The sequence below is a fragment of the Corallococcus sp. AB038B genome (assembly GCF_003668955.1).
GTDB classification, from domain to species: domain Bacteria; phylum Myxococcota; class Myxococcia; order Myxococcales; family Myxococcaceae; genus Corallococcus; species Corallococcus exiguus.
The window spans coordinates 152,727-174,451 of the sequence record NZ_RAWO01000012.1; the positions used below are offsets into that span (position 1 = coordinate 152,727).

At 72.7% G+C, this 21,725-nt stretch carries 12 protein-coding genes; 10 read left to right on the forward strand and 2 right to left on the reverse strand.

What is annotated here, in order from left to right; all coding sequences use genetic code 11:
- The first annotated feature begins 25 nt into the window (after positions 1-25).
- Together D7Y04_RS33860 and D7Y04_RS33865 are read left to right on the forward strand one after the other, a co-directional pair.
- On the forward strand, positions 26-952 hold the full coding sequence (locus D7Y04_RS33860; protein WP_233601704.1) for a CHAP domain-containing protein: 927 nt from the start codon (positions 26-28) through the stop codon (positions 950-952).
- Positions 953-1,024: 72 nt separating this feature from the next.
- Positions 1,025-1,429, forward strand: a complete 405-nt coding sequence (locus D7Y04_RS33865; protein ID WP_233601705.1) for a hypothetical protein — start codon at positions 1,025-1,027, stop codon at positions 1,427-1,429.
- Between the two features lie 13 nt (positions 1,430-1,442).
- Here D7Y04_RS33865 and bla read toward each other — a convergent pair whose 3' ends face one another.
- Together bla and D7Y04_RS33875 are read right to left on the reverse strand one after the other, a co-directional pair.
- On the reverse strand, positions 1,443-2,189 hold the full coding sequence (bla, locus tag D7Y04_RS33870; protein WP_233601706.1) for a subclass B1 metallo-beta-lactamase: 747 nt from the start codon (positions 2,187-2,189) through the stop codon (positions 1,443-1,445).
- Positions 2,190-2,308: 119 nt separating this feature from the next.
- Positions 2,309-4,753, reverse strand: coding sequence for a protein kinase (locus tag D7Y04_RS33875; protein WP_199749777.1), 2,445 nt, complete (start codon positions 4,751-4,753; stop codon positions 2,309-2,311).
- Between the two features lie 168 nt (positions 4,754-4,921).
- On the opposite strand from D7Y04_RS33875, the gene D7Y04_RS33880 reads away from it, so the two are divergent.
- The 8 genes from D7Y04_RS33880 to D7Y04_RS33915 all read left to right on the forward strand — a co-directional run bounded on the left by D7Y04_RS33880 (position 4,922) and on the right by D7Y04_RS33915 (position 21,665).
- Complete coding sequence (locus D7Y04_RS33880; RefSeq protein ID WP_121761980.1) at positions 4,922-14,461, forward strand: flagellar hook-length control protein FliK; 9,540 nt, start codon at positions 4,922-4,924, stop codon at positions 14,459-14,461.
- A 13-nt stretch (positions 14,462-14,474) separates the two neighbouring features.
- A complete protein-coding gene (locus tag D7Y04_RS33885; protein WP_120593600.1) occupies positions 14,475-15,083 on the forward strand; it encodes a hypothetical protein in 609 nt (202 codons plus the stop codon).
- A gap of 57 nt (positions 15,084-15,140) precedes the next feature.
- Complete coding sequence (gene queC / locus D7Y04_RS33890) at positions 15,141-15,836, forward strand: 7-cyano-7-deazaguanine synthase QueC (protein WP_121761981.1); 696 nt, start codon at positions 15,141-15,143, stop codon at positions 15,834-15,836.
- A complete protein-coding gene (ddpX, locus tag D7Y04_RS33895; protein WP_199749778.1) occupies positions 15,836-16,501 on the forward strand; it encodes a D-alanyl-D-alanine dipeptidase in 666 nt (221 codons plus the stop codon). Before queC ends, ddpX begins: the two co-directional genes overlap by 1 nt.
- A 98-nt stretch (positions 16,502-16,599) precedes the next feature.
- On the forward strand, positions 16,600-17,838 hold the full coding sequence (locus D7Y04_RS33900) for a serine/threonine-protein kinase (RefSeq protein ID WP_121761982.1): 1,239 nt from the start codon (positions 16,600-16,602) through the stop codon (positions 17,836-17,838).
- 52 nt (positions 17,839-17,890) lie between these two features.
- The gene (locus D7Y04_RS33905; protein ID WP_121761983.1) at positions 17,891-19,510 is read left to right on the forward strand and encodes a DUF1800 domain-containing protein; all 1,620 of its coding nucleotides are present in this window, start codon (positions 17,891-17,893) and stop codon (positions 19,508-19,510) included.
- A gap of 61 nt (positions 19,511-19,571) precedes the next feature.
- Complete coding sequence (locus D7Y04_RS33910) at positions 19,572-20,810, forward strand: DUF1501 domain-containing protein (RefSeq protein WP_121761984.1); 1,239 nt, start codon at positions 19,572-19,574, stop codon at positions 20,808-20,810.
- Positions 20,811-20,852: 42 nt separating this feature from the next.
- Positions 20,853-21,665, forward strand: a complete 813-nt coding sequence (locus D7Y04_RS33915; RefSeq protein WP_120593595.1) for an alpha/beta hydrolase — start codon at positions 20,853-20,855, stop codon at positions 21,663-21,665.
- Positions 21,666-21,725: the final 60 nt, after the last annotated feature.

A 21,725-nucleotide genomic window follows, 5' to 3' on the forward strand; every position in this document is an offset into this window, starting at 1 on the left:
TGACGTAAAACGATTCCGGGGTTGAATGCGCCCGCTTTCACCCCCGGAGGACTTGTTGCTGCTGCGCCGTTCGTCGCTCGTCATCCTGATGTCGCTGGGCTGCCTGGTGGGTTGTGCGCACGTCCCGGACGCCGCGCCTCGCATGGCGGTGGAACTTCCGGTCTCGGCCGTCACCCGCTCCTCCGTCGTTGAAGCACCAAGGGGTACCGCGGTGGGCGCGGAGGGCGCACTTGGCGTGAAGGCCGAAGCGCCTCCGCCGCTGGCCTTCGTGACGCCGGAGGGCAGCGCGGGACTGGCGGCGCTGCTGGAGGCGGATCCGCACCCGGTGCCGGAGGAGGCGGGCGTCATCGCGGCGGCGCTAGAGGCCGCGGCGCTCTTCACCGGTCCCACGCAGGGGCCGGGCGGCTTCTGGGATGAGCTGCTGCCCCCGCCGTCGAAGCTGGCGCGCGGCATCGTGGCGCGCGCGGCGCAGCTGGTGGGCGCGCGGCGGTTGGACCGCTCGGTGCCCAATGACTGTTCGGGGCTGGTGCGGCTGGCGTACCTTCAGGCCGGCATCGACCTGGTGGCGCACGGCTTCCTCGCGGGCGAGAACGCGGTGACGGGCATCTTCCGTCGCGCGCAGGCCGCGGGCGCGGTGCACCGGCTGAACCCGCGTCCGGGCGACCTGGCGTTCTTCAAGGAGACGTACGACCGCAACCGCGACGGCAAGCGCAACGACGGCATGACGCACATCGCGGTCGTGGAGAGCGTGGCGCCGGACGGCACCGTGACGTTCATCCACCGCGGCGGCAAGGGCGTGTCGCGCAGCCACATGAACCTGGCGCGCCCCACGGTGCACAAGCTGAACTCCGGTGCGCTTCTCAACGACTTCATCCGACCGGCGAGCAAGGGGATGCGCGCGTACCTCGCGGGGGAGCTGTTCGTCGCGTTCGCTTCGCCTGGAGGTTTGTAGTCTCACGGCAGTCGCAGGGGACGCACGGCGCGCACGTTTGAATTGATGCGCGGGTGTGGCGTCATCCCGCGCATGAGACTGCCCCTGCTCCTGGGAAGCCTGTTGTTGTCGTCCGGCTGCATCGTGGCGGAGACGCGTCCTTCGCGTCCGCACCCGAGGCCGCCGCCGCCGCCGTCACGCCCCGTGGCGATGAACTACGACGAAGCCGTGCGGCGCGGGTTCGACCAGTGCCGCTCACGCGGCTATCGCTGCGACCTGCAGGAGGCGCACCTCACCGGCAACAACGTGTGGAAGGTGAAGTTCCGCGTGGATGGCCGGGGAGAGAAGGGCCACCTGCACCTGGACTACGACGCGTACTCGCGCAACCTCATCAAGGTGAACGACAAGGTGAAGGGCAAGGGCCGCGACTGGGACGATGACGACTGGGACGGCCCGGGGCGTGGCAAGAAGAAGGGCCACGCGCACCGGGACGACTGAAGCACCGCGCGTTTCAGGGCGAGGTCTTCTTCAGCAGGGCTTCGGTGTGGTCGAGCAGCTCCGGTCCGCCGGGCTGCTCGTGGCCGGGGATGATGATGCGGGCGTTGGGGAAGTGCTCACGCTCGCGCTGGAGACTCGACGGCCACGAGGCGACGTCCGCGTCCTCCAGGTTGCCCAGGTTCTTGGCGTGGGCGTCCTTGATGAAGCAGCCGCCATAGAGGATGCCTGACGCCGGGTGCATGACGACGAGGTTGTCGGGCGAGTGCCCCGCGCCGGGGAAGAACACCGACAGCGGCCCGAAGTCCTGCGCATCCGACAGCCGCTGCGAGGGAACAGGGTTGCCCTGCTTGCCCGCACGGAGCGCGGTGTCCTCGCGAGCGTGGACGGGGATGCCCTGCGCGTCGAGCGTGGGGATGCCGCCAGTCCGGTCGAGATGGAAGTGCGTCACCACCGCGGCGCGCACCGGATGGTGGAGCGTGTCGCGGGCCCAGGTGAGCAGCGCTTGTGCGTGCTCCGGCGTCCAGCCGGTGTCGACGAGGATGGACGCGTCACCGTCCTCCACGAGGAGCCCGTTCGCGGTCACACCTGCCCAGTCCCCGCTCGCTTCCGTGACATGCATCCACACGCCCGGCGCCATGCGCCGCACGCGCACGTCCTTCGCGAGCACGAACTCCTCCTGGGAAAGGGGAGGAGGCCCGGATGGCGTGGAGGCACAGGCCGTGAGGAGGAGCAGGAGAGGGCCGCAGCGCAGTGGATTCATGAGGCTCCAGAGAGGGGAACGCATGGGAGGCCCGCCGCGAGTGCAAGATGGATGCACAGCGGATCCGCGGGGAGCGCGTGGCCTGCGTGCCACATGCGCGTCCGTGGAGCCACGGAGGCTCAGGGCGCGGACTTCTTCTTCAGCTCTTCGATGGCCCGGTTGAACGTCTGCGGGTTGCAGGCCTTGCCGCCGGGAGGGTTTCCCGCCGCGCGCGTGAGGGCGGGCAGGGCGGCCGCGTTGCCCAGGCTCACCAGTCGCAACGCTGCTTTCGTGCGCACGCCGCAGTCACTGGACTCCAACGACGTGGAGTAGAGCCCCACCAGGTCCAGGCCCGCGTTGTCCTTCGCGTCCAGGTAGCGCAGCGCTCCCCACTGCTTCGTCGAGGGAGTTCCTTTGGCCAGGGACTCGAGATGGGAACGCACCGTCGTGGCGGGCAACGCCTCCAGGGCCCTGCGCGCGGAGAGGTCCTTCTCGTTGTCCCCGAAGTCCTCGGCCAGTCCGTCCAGGAGCTGCGGCTCCGGAGCCTCCCGGCCTGCCTTGTCCAGGCCCAGGATGAGGGCGTGCTCCTCGTTGTGCGCGCCCACCGCGTGCTTCGCCAACGCGCGCAGCCGCGCCGTCTCCGCGTCCTTCGGAACGCCCGGCGCATCCAGACGCTGGAGCGCTTCCCTGGGCTTGCCGTCCTTCAGCAACCCACGCGCCTGCACCAGCGGATCATTCGCGTGCACCGTCCAGGCCGCACCCGCCAGGACCAGCACCAGCGCTCCCGCGACGCCAGCCTGCACGAGCGGACGTTGCCGCAAGAGGGCCGCACCCTCGCGTGCCTTCGAGGCGAGCCTGGCCAGTGGTGACCCCTTCGCCCCGGAGTCGGGGATGCCCAGCGCCGCGCCGAACGGTGAGCCCTCCGTCGCGCGCGTCACCCGGTACAGCTGCACCTTCTCATCGCGTCCGGGCAGGGGAATGGTGCCGCAGGGCTCGGCGGCGGCCTCGGCGCGGTTTCGCACCATGTTCACGGCTTCGGTGAAGGTCACCTCGTCCGCGGCGGCCACGTGCTCCACCGCCTTCACGACCTCCATCGGCTCGCCGAGCACCGAGTCGTTCGTCACCAGCACTTCGCCCGCGTGCAGGCACACGCGGACGTGGAGCTGGTAATCTTCCGGCACCGTCTGGTTGTAGCGCCACAGCGCCTGCTGCATCGCCATGCCGCAGCGGATGGAGGCGCTGGGGGCCCGGAAGACCGCGAGCAGTGCGTCGCCGCGCTTCTGCACCAGCTTTCCGTCGTGCTCGCGCACCAGCGGCAGCAGCAGCCGGTCGTGCGTGTCCAGCATCCGCGCGTTCTCCTCGTGCGTCTGCCGGCTCATCCGGTCGGTGAAGCCCTGGATGTCGGTGAGCATCATCGTCACGTTCTGCGCCTTCGTCACCACCGCGCCGCCCGTCACCGCTCCCAGCGGGCCCGTCAGCCGGCCCGTCATGCCGAACGCCGCCGTGCCCGTGCGCGGCGCGGTCTGCACCGGGGGCGCCGTCACCGAGGGCGCAGCGGGCGCCACGCCGAACGCCGACGTCCCGGAGCCCGGGCCCGCGGGCGCGGGATTCACGCCGAAGGCCGCCGTGCCCGAACCCGGGACGGCCGCAGGGTTCAGTCCGAAGGCGGACGTGCCGGCGGAGGGCGTCGCGTTCGCGTGGACGATGGGCGTGCCCTGGCTGGGGGTGAACGCCATCAGCGCCGCGTGCGCCAGGCCCAGCGCTTCCGCCAGCTCGGTCGCCGTCTGCGGGCGCTTCACCGGGTCCTTGTCCAACAGCCGCATCACCAGCGACAGCAGCCCCACGTAGCGCGACAGCTGCGGCGCCGCTCGGTCCAGCGGCAGCGGCGCGTGCGAGGCGTGCTGCGACAGGAAGTGGCGCGGTGTAGGCCCGTCGAACGGCAGCCGCCCGGACAGCACGCGGTAGGCCAGCACCCCGAAGGAGTACAGGTCGCTGCGCGTGTCCACCTTCGCGCCCACGGCCTGCTCCGGAGACAGGTACTCCGGCGTGCCCAGCACCACGCCCACCTGGCTGAGCGCGCTGCCCGCCTCCGGCTCCACCAACCGAGCGATGCCGAAGTCCAACAGCCGCGCCTGTTCCCCGCGCGCGGACGGGGAGATGAGGACGTTCTCCGGCTTCAGGTCGCGGTGGATGATGCCCTTGTCGTGGATGGCGGCCAGCCCTTCCGCCAGCTGCTGGAGCAGCGCCAGCCCGCGGGGGGCGAGCAGCGGGCCGCCCTGGAGCGCGTCGTAGAGGCTCTGCCCCTCCACGAACTCCATGACGAGGCACGCGGCGTCGCCGGACTGGCCGAAGTCCACGATGCGCACCACCGCCGGATGCTCCACCGCGGAGAGCAGGCGTGCTTCGCGCTTGAAGCGCTCGGCCATGCCGGCCTGGGCGTGCAGATCGTGGTGCAGGACCTTGATGGCGACCTTGCGGCCCAGGGAGACCTGCTCACCCAGGTACACCTCACCCATGCCACCGGAGCCCAGGGGCTTGAGAACCCGGAATCGACCGTCGAGGACCAGTGCGTCGGGGGCCAGCACGGCGCGGCATATTGCACGGCTTCCGCTTTGGGCGCATGACGTTCCTCCTGGACGGAATCACCTGGGAAACGCCTGGGTACGCCATGCCCCGCCGCCTGCCGCCCTACCGAGGGTTTGCCTAAAAATTCCAGGGCTTAGGGGTCATGGTAGCCTCCCCAGCCTCCTCCGATGGCCACCGATAGCGAGTCCCCCAAGCCCGTCGCGCCTGCTTCAGGCGCCGCCCCCGAGCTTCGCCTGTTGGATCGGCGTGCGTTCGTGGGCTTTCCGGCATTGGAGGTCCAGCCCGGGCTGCGCATCGCCGACTTCGCGCTCCAGATTCCGGACGTCAGCTTCCCGTTCAACGTCAGCGCGGGCGCCACGCGCTACCAGCGCAAGAAGCTGCTCTTCGGCTTCCTGGAGCTGACGGTCGACGCGGACCTCGTCACTCGCAAGGTGGCGGAGCTGGCCGGTCGGCTCGCGGGCATCGAGGAGCTGCGGCTGCACTTCCGCCCCGGCTACCTGGAGGGCCAGGGCCGGCTGCCGGCGCCGGAGCGCACGCCGTTCACGTTCAAGATCGCCTTCGACGCGGACGGGGACCGGCTGGCCATCTACGTCTACGACGTGCGGCTGTATGGCTTCTCCGCCACGCCGTCGGTACAGCTGCCGGGCCTGTTGTCGGAGGCCGTGGGCGCGCTGGGGCTGCTGCCGGAGGTGGAGGTGCGCGGCGCCACCGGCTTCTCCACGCGCGTGCTGCCCGCGCTGTGTGAGCTGGCCGCGCTGAGCCGGGGCTACAAGGTGCCCACGCTGGACACCGCGCGCCTGTCCGCGGCGGAGGTCTCCAGCACCGGCTTGCGTCTGCGCTTCGCCGCCGGAGGGCTGCCACCGCCCGCCGCGCCGGACGAGGAGCTGATGCTGGCGCTGGAGGGCGCGCGGGCCTTCGCGGACGCGGAAGGTCTGGTCGCGCAGGGACGGCTCGCGGAGGCTCGGCAGGCGTACCTGCAGGCCGGTGACGCGCAGGACGCGCACCCGTTCGCGGCGGAGCGGTTGCTGGCACTGCTCGTAGCGGATCCGCAGGCGCATGACCTGGCCCTGGACGTTGCGGCCACGCTGTCTCGCCGACGCGACCGCAGCCCCGCTGCGCTGTGGGGCGAGGCCGTGGTGCGCGAGCGCCGGGGCGAAGGTGCCCGCGCGGCGGAGCGCTACCTGGCGCTGTGCGCGCTGGCTCGCCGGACATCGGAAGAGGCCGCTGCGTTCTTCGCCGCCGAGGCCGCCGCGCGCTCCTCGCGCGACACCGCGCCGCAGGTGGCGGTGAAGGCGCTGCACGAGTTGCTGGGCCTCAAGCCGGACCACCTGCCGTCGTTGAAGGCGCTGGCTCGCGCGTCGGATCAGGCGCGCGACCGGGCAGGCGCGGTGCGGGCGTACAGGCGGCTCGCGGCCCTGGCTCGCGATCCGTTGGAGGCCGCGGACGCGCATGTGCATCTGGCGCGCCTGTGCGCGCAGACGGAGGACGACATCGCGGGGGCCCGGCTGCACTGCGAGGCCGCGCTGCGTCTGTCGCCGGACCAGCCGGACGCGCTGCTGCTGTTGGGCGAGCTGTGCCACCGCGGCGGTGAGCACCTGCGCGCGCTGAAGGCGCTGGACCGGCTGCGCGAAGTGTCCATGGCGCGCCATGAGCTGGACCGCGTGGGACAGGCGGACCTGCTCGCAGGCCGGGTGTGGGAAGAGGGCCTGAAGCAGCCGGAGAACGCGCTGCTGCGCTACCGCGAGGCCGTGTCGCTGCTTCCCGGTGAGCCGGAGCCGCTGTTCGCCTCCGCGCGCGTGGCCGAAGGTTTGGGCCGGTTGCAGGAGGCCCTGAGCGGCTACCAGCAGGCGCTGGAGCTTGCGGGGCCGGCGCCGCGTTCGGAGAGCGTGCGTCATGCAGCGCACGAGAGTCACCACGCGCTGGCGCGCCTGTCGCGCACGAAGCTGGGCGACCCTGCGCGGGCGCGTGAGCACCTGGAAGCGGCGCTCGCGTTGGATCCTCGCGACGCGGTCGCGCTGGAAGAACTGATTCCGTACTTCCGCGTCACCGGCCGCTCGCAGGAGTTGGCCGAGGCGCTGGAGAAGGCCGCCGCTCTCAAGGAAGAGCCGAAGGCCCGCGCCGCGCTGTGGGCCGAAGCGGGCGAGCTGTACCGGGGCAAGCTCCAGCATGCGGACAAGGCCGACAAGCTGCTCACGCTCGCGCTGGAGGCGGACGGCGACCACCGGCCCGCGCTGGAGTCTCTGCTCGCGCTGGCTGAGGCCCGCCGCGACGGCGCGCAGCTCACCCGCTGCCTCGCGGCGCTGGCGCGGCTGACGACGGAGCCGAAGGAGCGGGCGCAGAAGTACCGCCGCCTCGCGGTGGCCGCGCGCGACCTGGCCTTCGATTTGGATCTCGCCGTGCACGCGTTGCAGGAGGTGCTGCGCGCGGAGCCGGACGACCTGCCGGCGCTGGGCGAGCTGTGCGCGTTGCAGCGCAAGCGCTCCGACCTGGCGGGGCTCGCCACCGCGCTGGAGGACCGCGCGCGGGTGGCGGAAGCGCAGGGCGACAAGCGGCTGGCGGCGGCGGCGCTGCGCGAACTGGCAGGCGTGCTGGAGGCGCGGCTGGGTCGCGTGGGCGACGCGCTGGTGGCGCTGGAGAAGGCCGCGCGGCTCGCTCCGGACGCGGCGGTGCTGCTGGACCTGGCGGACCTGAGCCTGCGCTGCGAGCGGCCCGAGCACGCCCGGCGCGCGCTGGAGTCGCTGCTGGCCACGCTGCCGCGCACCGCGGCGCCGGAGAAGCTGGCGGACGTGCGCGCTCGGTTGGGCCGCGCGTGCGAACTGCTGGGTGATCGAGAAGGCGCCATCGCCGCGTACGCGCAGGCGTTCCCGCTGCGGCGGCTGGACGACGTGCTCGCCACGCGGCTGGAAGCCCTCTACACGGAGGCCGGTGAGACGCAGGCGCTGGCCGAGCTGTGGGCCACGCGCGCGCAGGCCCTGTCCGGCGCGGACCGTTCGGAGGAGGCGGCGCCGCTGTTCCTCCAGAGCGCTCGCGCTCTGCTGGAGCGCGGAGAGAAGGCTGCCGCGCTGATGCGCCTGGCCTCCGCGTTGGAAGCGAGCCCCGAGGGGCCGCTCGCCGCGGAGGTGCTGGAGGCCCTGGCCGAGCTGGAGCTGGAGCGCGGCGAGAAGCTGGAGGCGGCGCGGCTGTACGCGCGGCGGGCCACGCTGGTGCCGGATGCCCGGGCGGGCTCGAAGCTGCTCTTCCGCGCGTCGCTGCTGGCCGCGGGCACGAGCCGCGAAGAGGCCTTCCTCGCCGAGGCGCTGGAGCGCGACCCCACGTTCGCGCCCGCGCGCATTCGCCGGGGCGAGCTGCGGCTGGCCACGGATGCTCGCGCCGCGCTGGAGGACTTCGAGGCGGTGCTGGCGCTGCCTCCCGCGGACGTGGATGCCCCGCGTGAAGCGGAGCGCGTGGCCCTCACGCGCAAGGCCGCCACCGCCGCCGTGCGCGCGAACCGCACGGACGCGGCGAGGCGCCTGCTCGCGGAGTTCTGTGCGCGCACGCCGGAGGACCTGGACGCGCGGCTGGAGCTGGCCGCGCTGCACCGCAAGGCCGGCGCCCGCGAGGCCCTGGCGGACCTGCTGGTGGAGCTGTGGCCGCGCCTCTCCGGAGACGCCCGCCGTCAGGCCCGCCGCGAGCTGGCCGAGCTGTGCCTCGCCCTGGGCCGCGCGAGCGCCTCGGCGGATTCGCTGCGCAGCCTGCTGGCGGAGGAGCCGCAGGACGCGTGGGCGGCGCAGGCGCTGCTGGAGCTGCTGCCTCCGCCCGGTACGGGCACGCTGGAAGAAGAGTCCGAGCGGCTGGAACTGCTGGGCACGCTGGTGTCCGCGGCGTCGGGTGAAGCCCGCGCCGAACTGCTCGCGCGCCGGGCCATGCTGCACCGGAGCGCCGGCCGCACGGGTCCCGCGCGCGATGACTGCGCCCAGGCCGCGAAGCTGTCGCGCCGGCCCGCGCCGCTGCTGCTGATGCTGGCGGAGCTGGCGCGCGAAGCGTCGGACGCGCCCGCGGAGCTGGATGCGTGGCGCCGCGCCGTGGCCGCCGATGCCACCCTGGGCGCCCGTGCCCGGGAGCGGCTGCTGGCCCTGGCCACGGTGCTGCTGGAGAAGGACGAGCGCGCCTCCGCTGGAGACGCGCTCCGTGCCGCCATCGCGCTGGAGCCGCCCGCCGACGCGCGGTGCGATGCCTTCTTCCAGCTCGCCGAGCTGGCCCGCCGCGACGGCAAGCCCTCGGACGAAGCCGCCGCGCTGGCTGAAGCCGCACGCCAGGGGCCCACCGCCCGCCGCGTGGAAGCGCTCCTGATGCGCGCCGCGCTGCTCGAAGGCCAGGGGGACCGTGAGGCTTCCGCGCGCGACCTGGAAGCCGCGCTCGGTCTGGCACCGCGCCACGAGGAAGCCACGCTCGCGTTGCAGCGCGTGCTGCGCGACCTGGAGGACTGGGCCCGGCTCGCGGAGTTGCTCGCCGCCGAAGCGCCGCATGCTCCGCCCGCCGCCGCCGCGTCGCTGTACTCGGAGCTCGCGAGCCTCTACCTCGACCGGTTGGGGCAGGGCGCGCCCGCCGAGGCCGCGCTGCGCCAGGCGCTGCGGCTGACCCCGGCGGACGCGGCGGTGCGCCGCCGGCTGGTGTCGCTGGTGGCCGGTCGCGGAGAACTGCTGGAGGCCGCTGGCCTGCTGGAGGCCGCGGCGGAGGACGCTGACGCCGCCGAGGCAGCTGCGCTGCTGCGCGAGGGTGTCACCTACGCGAGGCAGGCCCAGGAGTTGGATCGGGCGCTGGCCCTGGCGCGTCGCGCGCATGCGCGGGTGCCCGCGAAGGGCGAGGACCTGGCCACGCTGGCGGACCTGCTCTACCTGCGCGGCGTGGTGCGCGAAGCCCTGCCGTTGCAGGAGGCCCTGGTCCAGGCGGCGGACTTCCGCGCGGCCCCGGAGGCGGCGGAGGCCACGAGCCTGCGCCTGGGCGACCTGGCCGAGCAGTCCGGCGATGTGAAGCGCGCTGTGACCGCGTACCGGTACCTGCTCACGGAGCGTCCGCTGTGCGAGCGCGCCGTGGAGCGGCTCGCCGCGCTGCTGGAGCGCGACGACCCGCGCGGTGCCTTCGAGGTGCGCGTCGCCCACGCGCGCGTGCTGGCGCCGTCCGAGGACACCGTCGCGCGGCTGGTGTCGCTGGCGGAGCGGGCGCGCGAGGCGCTGGCGGACGCGGGCATCGCCGCATCGCTGCTGTCCCACGCGGCGCAGATGGCGAAGGAGCCCCTGCCGCTGCGCCGCAGGCTCGTCGCCCTCTACCGCGAGACGGGCCGCACGTCGGAACTCCTCGCGGAGCTCCAGCCGGTGGCCGCGCTCAGCCTCCAGGCGGGAGAAGTGGACGCCGCGCTCGCGGCCTACGACGAGGAAGCCCGGCTCGCGGAGTCGATGGGCCGCGCGGATGAAGCGCTGCGCTCGCTCGCCAACGCCCGTGACCTGCTCGCCGCGGGTGAACGCAACGCCGAAGCCGCCGCGTGCGAGCGCCGCCGCGCGGAGTTGCTGCGCGACGTGAAGCTGGACCTGAACGCGGCGGAGGCTTCGCTGGAGCGTGCCTTCGGGCTCGCCGCGGAGCTGGACACCGCGCGCATGGGCGCGGCCCTGGCCGAGCGCCGCGACGACGCGGCCGCCGAGGCGCGCTGGTGGGAGCGCGGGCTGCCCCGGATGACGGGCACGCGTGAAGGCGCGGCGGTGCTGCTGCGCCTGGCCCGCCTGAACCTGGGCGAGCTCTCGGACACGCCGAAGGCGGAGGGCTTCCTGCGCCAGGCCCTGCGCCAGGACCGCTGGCTCACGGAAGCCGAAGGTCTGCTCGCGGAGTTGCTGGAGCGCGACGGCCGCCTCGCGGAGCTGGCCGCCTGGTACGAGGAGTGCGCGGAGTCGGAGATCGACGCCGACCGTCACGCGGCGCTGCTGTACCAGGCCGCGGTCATCTACCGCGACCGCGCGAACAAGCCGGAGGCCGCCGCCGCCGCGCTCATCGCCGCGCGCGCCGCGAAGCCGGACGACCTGAGCCTGACCGCGCAGGCCGCGGAGCTTCTGCACCAGGTGCGCCGCCCCGCGGACGCAGCCGAGTTCGACGCCATCCTGTTGGAGGCGGATCCGTTCCACGAGCCCGTCTTCACGCGCCACCGCGCCTTCCTGGAAGAGAGCGGCGAGCGTCAGGCCCTGGCCGAGCTGATGCTCCGCCGCGCCGAGCGCCAGACGCCCGCCGAGGCCGCCGCGAGCTACCTCGCCGCCGCGAGCGCCTTCCGCGACGAAGGCGCCCGCGAGCGCGCCATCCTCTGCGAGGACCGCGCCTTCGAGCTGGATCCCGCCAACGCGGAGGCCTTCCAGCACGTGCGCGAGCGCGCCGCCGGAGACGTGCGCCGACTGGCGGACCTGCTGGGCCAGCGCGCGGAGGCCGTGAGCCCCGAGGACGCGCTCCCCCTGTTGCGTGAGCGGGCCCAGCGCCTGCTGGACGCGGGCGAAGCGCTCAAGGCCGCGGAGGCTTTCGACGATTACCTGAGCCGCGCGGGCGGCGACGTGGACGCCCTCTGCGCGCGCGCCGAGTTGGCCGCACAGGGTGGAGGCCCCGCCGCCGCGCAGCCGTATGACCGCCGGGTGCTGGCGCTGGGCGGGGACTCGCTGCCGGTGCCGGTGCGCGTGCGCACGTGGCTGCGCCTGGGCCATGCGTCGCTCGCGTCGGGCGCGTTCCACGACGCGGCGGATGCCTTCGAAGCCGTGGTGTCGCTGGAGCCGGAGGGCGCGCGCGGCGGTGAGGCGCTGTCGCTGCTCGCGGAGGTGCACTCGCGCACGGGCAACGGCCCCGGGCTGTACCGGGCGTCGTTGCAGCTGGCGCGCAGGGCCCAGGATGCGGCGACGGAAGAGGTGCTGCTGCGCCGCGCGGCCGACCTCTTCGACGACCCACGCGAGGCCATCGACGCGCTGGTGCCCCTGGCCCGGCTGCGTCCGGCGGACGCGGGCGTCATCGACCGTGCGGTGGAGGGCCTGCGCGCCCTGGGCCGCCACGGCGACCTGCTGGGCATCTACGAAGCGGGCGCGGAGGCCGCGGGAGGCTCGCGCGCCGCGGAGCTGCTGCTCGCCGCCGCGTCCGTGGCGAACGAGTCGCTGTCGGACGCGGACACAGCCTGGGCCCTCACGCGCCGCGCGGCGGAGGCGGATCCGGAGAACCCGGCCGCCCTGCGCGCGCTGGTGGACGGCCTGCGTGCGCGCAAGGAGTCCACGGAGCTGCTCGCCGCGCTGGAGCGGCTGATTCCGCTCACGGACGACGCGGACGAGTCCGCGGTGCTCCGGCTGGAGTTCGCGGGGCTGGCGAAGGACGCGGCCCGTGAGGAAGCCGCTCGCGACGCGCTGGAGGTCGTGGTGGCGCGAGGTGCTTCCGGTGCCGGTTACGCCGACGCGCTGGAGGCCCTGGAGCCGCTGCTCGGTGATGCGCACGCGCGCCGCGCCGAGGTGCGCGTGGCCCGCGCGGAGCTCTCGTCGGGCGAGCAGCGCGTGTCGCTGCTGGTGGCCGCCGCTCGTGCCTTCGAGAAGGCGGGGCTGCTGGAAGACGCGCTGAAGTCCGCGAAGGCCGCCGTCGCCACGGAGCCGGACCTGCGCGCCGCGCTGCTCGTCGCGCACCTGCACCGCGCCTCCGGAGACGCGCCCCGTGCTGCCCGCGCGCTGTTGCAGGCGGCCCGGCTCGCCGCCCCGGAAGAGCGTCCCCCGCTGCTGCTGGAGGCCGCCGGCCTCTGGGAGAAGGCGGGCGAGATGGGCGAGGCGCTGGAGGTCGTCGAGCGCATCGCCACCGACGCACCGGACATGCTGTCCGCGACGGAGCTGGCCGAGCGCTTCGCCCGACTGGGCGCCTTCGCGCGCGCCCTGGACGTGGGCTTCGCGCCCGCCATGGCCTCGGGCGAGTACACCGACGCGCTGGCCATGGCCGCGCAGGCGGGCGACGTGCCCCGCACGCGCGTGGCCCTCTGGGCCCTGGTCGCGATGCCGGACGCGGACCCCGCCCACGCCTCCGCGCTGGCGGACGGCTTGCGCGAGGACGCGGAGTGGGAAGGCCTGCTGGAGCTGGCGGCCCTGTCCTACGACCGTGACGCCGCCTTCGCCGTGGCGCTGCGCGACGAAGTACTGCGCGCCCGTCCGGCCCCGGTGTTCGCGCGCCTGCGCGCCCTGGAGGAACTGGGCGGAGAGCCCGGCCTCGGCACGCGCCTGATGCTCCTGTTGCCGGAGCTGGGCCTGGAGCCGGAAGCCCTGGCCGAAGCGGTGCTCGCCCGCGTGCGCGCGCTGCCGGAGTCCGCGAGGCTGGAGTCCCTGGCCTTCGCCGCGGACGGTTGGCCCGCGCGCCGCGAGGAGCTGCTGCGCGAGCGCTACACCCTGGAGCGCGAGCTGGGCCGACTGGAGTCCGCGGAGCGCACGCTGGCGCTCATCGCCCAGGACACCCAGGACGCGAAGGCGCGCGCGCTGCTGCACCTGGAGCGCGGTGAGCTGCTGCAAGGCCCCCTGGCCCAGCCCGCCGAGGCGCGCGAGGCCTTCGAGGCAGCCCTCACCGACGACGCGGACAGCCTCGCCGCCGTGCAGTCGCTGCTCGCGCTGGTGGACGAGGCGCGCGAGTCCACGGTGTTCCTCACGCTGGCGGACACCCTCGCGAAGCTCGCGGGCGCCGACGCGTGGATGCCGTACCGCGAGCGCCTGGCGGACGCCTACGAAGCGCAGCAGCGCTGGGCCGAAGCGGCCACGCAGCTGGAGCAGCTCCCGGACACGGACGAGCGGCTGGCCCGCCGAGTGAAGTTCGCGGAAGCGCGCGGCCTGGTGGGCGAAGCGCTGCGGCTGCGCGAGCGCCTCACGCAGGACCCCGCGGAGCTGGAGGTCATCCTCCGTGGCTACCTGGACGCGCAGCTCGTGGGCCCGGCGGTGCGCCTGGCGGAGCGGCTCGCGGACGCGCAGCAGCTCACGCCCACGCTGACGCGGTGGGTGACGGAACGCTTCTCTCCGTCCCCGGACGGCGCGGTGCTCGCGGTGCGCTTCTGGCCCGCGCTCCTGCGTGAGAAGTGGCCGGACGTGGACGGCTGGACGTTGTACGCGGAAGCGCTGCACGCCCTGGGACGTCCGGAGGCGGAGCGCACGGACGGCATCGGCGCCGCGCTGGTGAGCAGCGACGCCCCCGCGCCGCGTGCACCCGTGTCCCGGCTGGAGCGTGCCGCGCAGGACTTCCAGCACCCGGAGCCGGACGGCCAGGTGCCGGTGACGGAGTCGAGCCTCGCTCGGCTGCACGTCGCGCTGAAGCCGGTGCTCGAGTCGCTGGGCGCTGGAGCCGTCCGCGTGTCCGTGGATCCTCGCGGCGGAGTGGAGGCGTACCTCACGTCGCCGGACGCGCTGGTGCTGGGCGCGGGCGCGCTGGGCTGCTTCGGCGCGGTGGAGCTGGGCTGGCTGTGCGCGCTGGCGTTGGCGCTGGGCTCGGAGGGTGTGGAACTCACCCGTCCCGGCGCGGTGCTGACGTGGGAGGACGCGGCGGTGGCGGCCTGGCGCGCGATGCCCGCGACGCTGGCGGCGGGGCGCGTGCTGGCGCGGCTGGACTCGGACGTGCGTGGCGGTGACCCGGCCAGCGTGGATGTGGGTGCGGTGTTGTCCCGCAGCGAAGCCTTCCGCCAATTGGCCCTGGCGTCGCTGGACGCCTAACCTGGAGCGCCTCATGCACCTGAAGCGACTGGCAGTGGCGCTCTTCCCCGCGGCGGCCCTGGCCGTGGCGGTGGGCTGTTTTTCCGACCCCGTCTACCCGGGAAACCAGGTGATGGGGACGTTCCGCTTCCAGGCGAAGCTGGACGCGGCGCGCACCACGTGTGACGCAGGCGCGCGAGACTTCGCGCAGCTGGACGACGCGGGCAGCTTCTACTTCGAGGGCACCTTCTCCCGCGACACGGACGCGGGCACGGGCTTCTTCACCGTGCAGGGCTTCTCGCGCGACGCGGGCTACACCGGCCAGAGCGTGTCCTCCACCCACCGCGCCGTCGCGCGCCGCGACTCGTGCGGCACCGGCTGCGAGGACTCCGAAATCGAGGAGGCCATGAACGTCATGCTCCTGAGCGACAGCCAGGCGCGCAACGTGGCCCGCGACTGCAAGCGCCTGGACGGCGGCGTGCCGGAGGGCGACCTCCCCGCGCCCACGGAGAACGGCTACGACGTGTCGCTCGCGTGCGGCTCGCTCACGGACATCTTCCTGCCCGGCAAGGGAGCGAGCTGCAAATGCAACCCGGTCACCTGCACCACCGTGTACACGGTGAGCGGCGACCGCATCGACTGAAACACCCGGGGCCTGTCCCCGTCGTGTAACGTGCGCCGCCCCGAAGTGGAGGATGGAATGGCGAAGCGTGCGGTGGTGCTCCTGTCCGGAGGCCTGGACTCAACGACGTGTCTGGCGATGGCGAAGGCGGACGGCTTCGAGCCGGTGTGCCTGTCCATCGCCTACGGACAGCGCCACTCGGTGGAGCTGGAGCGGGCGAAGAAGGTCGCGGCCATCATGGGCGTGCGCGACGTGCGCGTGGTGACGGTGGACCTGCGGCAGGTGGGCGGTTCCGCCCTCACGGATGACATCCCCGTGCCCAAGGACCGCTCGGAGGACGACATGTCCCACGACGTGCCCGTCACGTACGTGCCCGCGCGCAACGCGCTGTTCCTCTCCATGGCGCTGGGGCTGGCGGAGGTGGTGGGCGCCACGGACCTCTACATCGGCGTCAACGCGGTGGACTACAGCGGCTATCCGGACTGCCGCCCGGAGTTCATCCGCTCCTTCGAGACCATGGCCCAGCTGGCCACCAAGGCGGGCGCGGAGGGCGCGACCTTCAAGGTGCACGCGCCGCTCTCCGGCCTCACCAAGGCGCAGATCATCCAGGCCGGCGTGAAGCTGGGCGTGGACTACGGGATGACGCACTCCTGCTACGACCCGGACGCCCAGGGCCGGGCGTGTGGCCGCTGCGACAGCTGCCTCCTGCGCGCCAAGGGCTTCCAGGAAGCGGGAGTGCCGGACCCCACCGTGTACACGGACGGGGTGCGCTGATGCGCGCCGCGGCGGGCCTCACGCTGTCCCTGGCGCTGCTCGGAAGCTCCCCCGTCCTCGCTGAGGATGCGAAGGCCGAGAAGCCGGCCGCGAAGCCGAAGCCCGCCGCGCCGAAGGCGGAGCTGGTGGACGCGACCACCGTCATCCCGGACCTGGTGCTGGACCTGCGCTACGCGACGAAGGACAACTTCCTCAAGCGGCAGGTGTATCCGGACGGTGCGCGGTGTCTGTTGTTGCCGGACTCGGTGAAGCGCCTGACGCAGGCCGCGGACGCGCTGCGCCCTCTGGGCTACCGGCTGAAGGTGTACGACTGCTACCGGCCGCGCGCGGTGCAGTACGAGATGTGGAAGATTTTGCCGAAGCCCGGCTACGTGGCGGACCCGCGCAAGGGCTCCAACCACAACCGGGGTGGGGCGGTGGACCTGACCCTGGTGACGAAGGACGGGGCGGAGGTGGAGATGCCTACCCCCTTCGACGACTTCACCCCCGCGGCGCACCACGGCTACACCGGTGGCACCCCCGCCTCACGCGAACACCGCGAGGTGCTGCGCAAGGCCATGGAGGGTGCCGGCTTCCAGCGCAACCGGATGGAGTGGTGGCATTACGACCTGCCCGGCGCTACGAAATTGCCGGTGCTGGACGTGCCCTTCACCCCCGCGGGGTGACGCCTGGCCGCCTGCTGGCCTTGTAGTTTCGCGCGTTTGCATCATGGACTGCGCGTATGTGGGCGCGCGCGGGGAGTGCCTGCTATTCCTGGCGTCCCATGAGTCAAACGCTCGCGGTCGGCCTGGAAAACACGCTCATTTCTCCGAACTCGGGAGCCGCCGCGCTGGCGCCCACGCTGGCGCCCGGTGGGTCCACGACCCAGCGGCGCAACACGGTGCTGCCGCGCGTGGAGTGGAAGGGCCAGCAGCCCAGCGTGGTGCCGCTGCAGCGCGAGCGCTTTGAAGAAGTGCGCCCGCTGGGGCAGGGCGGCATGGGCGAGGTGGTGCTCATCCGTGACCACGACATCGAGCGGGAGGTCGCGCTCAAGCGGCTGCCTCCGGGCGCGGACCTGGACCGCGTGCTGCGCTTCGTGGAGGAGATCCGCACGGTGGGCATGCTGGACCACCCGAACATCGCGCCCGTGCACGACGTGGGCGTGGATGAGCAGGGCCGGTACTACTTCCTGATGAAGCACCTGAAGGGCGAGACGCTGGAGTCCATCATCGCCCGGCTGCGCCAATCGGAGCTGGACGCGCTGGTGCGCTATCCGTTCCAGGTGCGGGTGCAGATCTTCCTGGGCGTGCTGCACGCGGTGTCGTACGCGCACGGCAAGGGCTTCATCCACCGCGACATCAAGCCCGCGAACATCATGGTGGGACCCTTCGGCGAGGTGACGGTGCTGGACTGGGGCCTCGCGCGCCGCGTGGGCGCGGCCTCCGACAGGGCCCTGCCGGCTGGCGCGCCCACGGACCTGCACTCGGCCCGGCCGCTGCACACGGAGCTGGGCTCCGTGGTGGGCACGCCGCTCTACATGTCCCCGGAGCAGGCGCGCGGCGAGCACGACACGATGGACGCGCGCAGCGACGTCTACAGCCTGTCCGTCCTCTTCCACGAGCTCTTGTCGCTGTCGCACTACCTGGATGGCATCCAGTCGGTGCCGGACATCATGACGGCGGTGCAGAAGCGCACGCTGGACATGGGGTCCATGCACAAGAACAGCGCGCAGGGCCCGGTGCCCGCGGAGCTGATGTGGTTCGTGAAGAAGGGGATGAGCAAGGACCCCAAGGACCGCTTCGAGTCCGTGGACGACATGGTGGCGCAGCTGCAGGCCGCGCTGGAGGGTCGCATCCACGTGCACTGCCAGCGCACGATGCTGAAGAAGACCCTGCACAAGGGCCTGCGCGCCGCGGATCGCAACCCCATGGCCCTGACGGCGGCGGGCCTGGTGGGCGCGGGCCTGGTCATCGCGTCGGCGGTGAACCTGGGCATGTCGCTCTTCGGAGCGATGCTGCACTGAGTTGAAGGCAGGCTCGTAACTTCCGGGCGCGTCCGGGGTTGAATGCATCACCATGCGCGCCCTCCCTGTCTGGCCCCTGGTGGCCGTGTGCCTGTCGTGTGCGTCACGCTCGCAGGTCACGGCACCTGAAGCGCCTGCGCCTTTCGACGAGGCGCGAGCGGTGCATGTGCTGCAGCGGCTGGCGTACGGCCCCTCGGCGAGGGACCTGGCGGAGATGAAGCGGCAGGGCGTGGACGGGTGGGTGGATGCCCAGCTCCAGCCCGCGTCCGGTGAGGCGCTGCCATCCGGGTTGAGCGCGAAGCTCCAGGCGTTCCCCACGCTGGGCCTGTCGATGGCTCGACTCGTGGAGGACTACCCGAGGCCGCCCCCGGAGATGCCACGCGAGGAGAAGCGCGAGCGAGGCCCGGCGCGCGTCGTCTTCGAGCGGTCCTCCGCGAGAGTGCTGCGAGCAGTGGAGAGTCCGCGCCAGTTGGAGGAGGTGCTGGTGGACTTCTGGTTCAACCACTTCAACGTCTCCGAGGACAAAGGCGCGGTGAAGTGGCTGGCCACGTCCTACGAGCGCGACGCCATCCGGCCGCACGTCTTCGGCACGTTCCGGGAGCTGCTGGGCGCGACGGCGCACCACCCGGCGATGCTCTTCTATCTGGACAACTGGCGCAGCACGCGTGAGGGCCTGAGCCAGGAGGAGCTGCGCCACCCGCGCCGCTTTCGCCGTCAGGCCGCGATGATGGAGGACGCGGAGGACGAAGAAGAGGCGAAGCCGAAGCTGGGCCTCAACGAGAACTACGCGCGCGAGCTGTTGGAGTTGCACACGCTGGGCGTGGACGGAGGCTACACGCAGGACGACGTGCGCGAGGTCGCGCGCTGCTTCACGGGCTGGAGCATCCGCCAGCCGAGGAAGGATCCGGGCTTCGTCTTCCGCAAGGTGGCGCACGACGCGGAGTCGAAGGTGGTGCTGGGGCAGACGATTCCGGCCGGAGGAGGGGAGAAGGACGGGGAGCGGGTGCTGGACCTGCTGGCGAGTCATCCCGCGACAGCGCGTCACGTGGCGCGGAAGCTCGCGCAACGCTTCGTCGCGGATGAGCCGCCACCGGAGTTGGTGGAGCGCGTGGCGAAGGTGTTCCTCGACACGAAGGGGGACCTGCGCGCGGTGTATCGAGCCCTGTTCCAGTCGCCGGAGTTCCAGTCGCCGCAGGCACGGGCCGCGAAGGTGAAGACGCCGTTCGAATACGTGGTGTCCGCGCTGCGAGCGACGAACGCGCAGGTGGAGGTGACGCCCCGTCTACTGCGCCACCTGGCCCTGATGGGAGAGCCGCTCTACCGGGCCCCCGCGCCCACCGGCTTCCCAGAGGTGGCGGAGCCCTGGGTGAACAGTGGAGCGCTGGTGGCGAGGCTCAACTTCGGCCTGGACCTGGTGGGAGGCCGGCTGCCCGGAGCGCGTGTGTCATTGGACGCGTTCGCGCCGAAGCAAGCACCCACGGCGGTGGAGTGGGTGGACGGCCTGGGACAGGCGCTGCTGGGCGCGAAGCCATCGGAGGAGACCCGGGCCACCATCCTCGCGGCGCTGGCGGAGAAGCGAGAAGCCGCGAGCGCCGTGGATGAAGCACCGCCCGTGGACGTGCCACTCATCGCGGGGCTGCTGCTCGGCTCGCCGGAGTTCCAGAAACAATGAACCGCGTGTCTGTCGTTGCTCCGACCCGGGCGACTCCCGGCGCGCTGGAGGTCCAGGACCCATGACCGCACGTCTCTCCCGCAGGCAGCTCCTCCAGGCCCTGGGCCTGACGGGCGCGGGCCTCGTGCTGGCTCCGTCTTTCTTGTCCCGCGCCTGGGCCGCGACTCTAGGCGACGCGCCCGCCCGTCGCGCGCTCATCACGGTGTTCCTGCGCGGTGGTGCGGACGGCCTGTCGCTGGTGCCACCCGTTGAAGACGACGCCTATCAGCGCGCAAGACCCACGCTCGCGCTCAAGTTCGAGGGCGAGCACGCCGCGCTGAAGCTCACGGGCCCCTTCGGTCTGCATCCCTCGCTCGGCGCCCTGATGCCCCTGTGGTCGGAAGGAAAGCTCGCGGTGCTCCCCGGCGTGGGGCTTCCTGTCACGCCACGTTCGCACTTCGACGCGCAGGACTTCATGGAGTCCGGCACGCCGGGCCGCAAGGCCACCGCGGACGGCTGGCTCAATCGCGCGCTCCTGGACGCGAAGGACGACGCACCCTTGCGCGCCGTGGCCCTGCAACCCACGTTGCCCCGCGCGCTCTACGGCAACGCGGGGGCCCTCGCGATGGGGCGGTTGGAGGACTTCCGGCTGCGCACCGGGCGCCAGCATGGCGACGCGCGCCAGGGCTTCTCCGCGCTCTACTCCGGCGCGGTGGATCAAGCCCTGAAGGGCGCGGGCGCGGATGCTTTCGAGGCCATGTCGAAGCTGGACGGGGCCCGCCTCGCGAAGCTGCCCGTGTCACCCGGTGTGACGTACCCGGGGACGCCGCTGGCCCGCCGTCTCCAGGACATCGCGCGCCTCATCAAGGGCGACGTGGGGCTGGAGGTCGCCGCGACGGAGATGGGCGGTTGGGATACGCACGTCGCCCAGGGAGTCACCCAGGGCGCGTTCGCGAGGCGCTGCGAGGAACTGGGCAACGCGCTGGCCGCGTTCGCGGCGGACCTGGGCCCGAAGCTCGACACCGTGACGGTGCTGGTGATGACGGAGTTCGGCCGCACCGTGAAGGAGAACGGCAATCAGGGCACCGACCACGGCGTGGGCGGAGTGATGTTCGCGCTCGGCGGTGGCGTGAAGGGCGGCGTGCACGGCCGCTTCGAATCCCTCACGGTGGACCGCCTCCAGGACGGCCGGGACGTGCCCTCCTGGACCGACGTCCGAGCTCCCCTGTCCGAGGCCCTCCGCGCCTGCCGCCCCGGAGTGGCCCTGGCGAAGGTGTTCCCCGGCTACCGGGAGGACAGCACCCTCGGGATGTTCACCTGAACCGTGTCGCCTCGGACGCTTACGGTGTGATGGACTGGCGGCGTGCAACGCTTTCGCCGCCTCCTCATGGCCTTCGTCCTCGTCACCGGCATGCTGTACCTCGCGCTGTGCGCCCTCGCCTTCGCCGCGCAGCGTTCCCTCATCTACCCCGCGCCCCACACGGAGCCCGCGAACCTGCGCGACCAGCCGGGCTTCGGCGTGGTGCCGCTGGCCTCGGGCCTCAACGTGGACCGCTTCTATCTGCCCGCGCCTCCGGGAGCCCGCACCGTGGTGCACTTCCACGGCAACGGCGAGCAACTCCTGTGGCAGCAGGGCCTGGGCCAGGCGCTCGGGGACGTGGGGTTGGGCTTCCTCGCGGTCGAGTACCCCGGCTACGGCGCGTCGCCGGGCAGTCCGTCCGAGGCGGGTCTGTACGCGTCCGCGGAGGCCGCGCTCCAGTTCCTCCGTGAGCAGGGCGTGAAGCCAGAGGACATCGTGCTCAGCGGACGCAGCCTGGGCACCGGCGTCGCCGTGGAGATGGCCCGGCGCGGATACGGTGCACGCATGGTGCTGGTGTCCCCGTACACGTCCATGGTCGCCATGGGCCAGCGCACCATGCCCTTCCTCCCCGTGTCGCTGCTGATGCGCGACCGCTACCAGTCGCTCGACAAGGCCAAGGACATCCCCATCCCCGTCCTCATCATCCATGGCGAGCAGGACGAAGTGGTCCCCGTGGACATGGGCCGCACGCTGGGCCAGCGCTTCCCGAAGGCCCAGGTGGTGACCGTGCCAGGTGCGGGCCACAACGACGTGCTGGAGCGGGAGGGTCAGCAGGATCTCGCGCGGTTGGCGAAGTTCGCGCTCGACGGGACCTGAGCGGCCCGGCAGGACGCATGACGTCCTGCGTTGCGTTCCCTTGCGCCTACCGGTGAGCGC

Bases quoted from the DNA above. Each gene is read 5' to 3' on its own strand.
- D7Y04_RS33885 (WP_120593600.1), top strand. From the start codon at position 14,475: ATGCACCTGAAGCGACTGGCAGTGGCGCTCTTCCCCGCGGCGGCCCTG.
- queC (WP_121761981.1), top strand. From the start codon at position 15,141: ATGGCGAAGCGTGCGGTGGTGCTCCTGTCCGGAGGCCTGGACTCAACG.
- D7Y04_RS33900 (WP_121761982.1), top strand. From the start codon at position 16,600: ATGAGTCAAACGCTCGCGGTCGGCCTGGAAAACACGCTCATTTCTCCG.
- D7Y04_RS33860 (WP_233601704.1), top strand. From the start codon at position 26: ATGCGCCCGCTTTCACCCCCGGAGGACTTGTTGCTGCTGCGCCGTTCG.
- D7Y04_RS33905 (WP_121761983.1), top strand. From the start codon at position 17,891: ATGCGCGCCCTCCCTGTCTGGCCCCTGGTGGCCGTGTGCCTGTCGTGT.
- ddpX (WP_199749778.1), top strand. From the start codon at position 15,836: ATGCGCGCCGCGGCGGGCCTCACGCTGTCCCTGGCGCTGCTCGGAAGC.
- D7Y04_RS33865 (WP_233601705.1), top strand. From the start codon at position 1,025: ATGAGACTGCCCCTGCTCCTGGGAAGCCTGTTGTTGTCGTCCGGCTGC.
- D7Y04_RS33910 (WP_121761984.1), top strand. From the start codon at position 19,572: ATGACCGCACGTCTCTCCCGCAGGCAGCTCCTCCAGGCCCTGGGCCTG.
- bla (WP_233601706.1), bottom strand. From the start codon at position 2,189: ATGAATCCACTGCGCTGCGGCCCTCTCCTGCTCCTCCTCACGGCCTGT.
- D7Y04_RS33880 (WP_121761980.1), top strand. From the start codon at position 4,922: ATGGCCACCGATAGCGAGTCCCCCAAGCCCGTCGCGCCTGCTTCAGGC.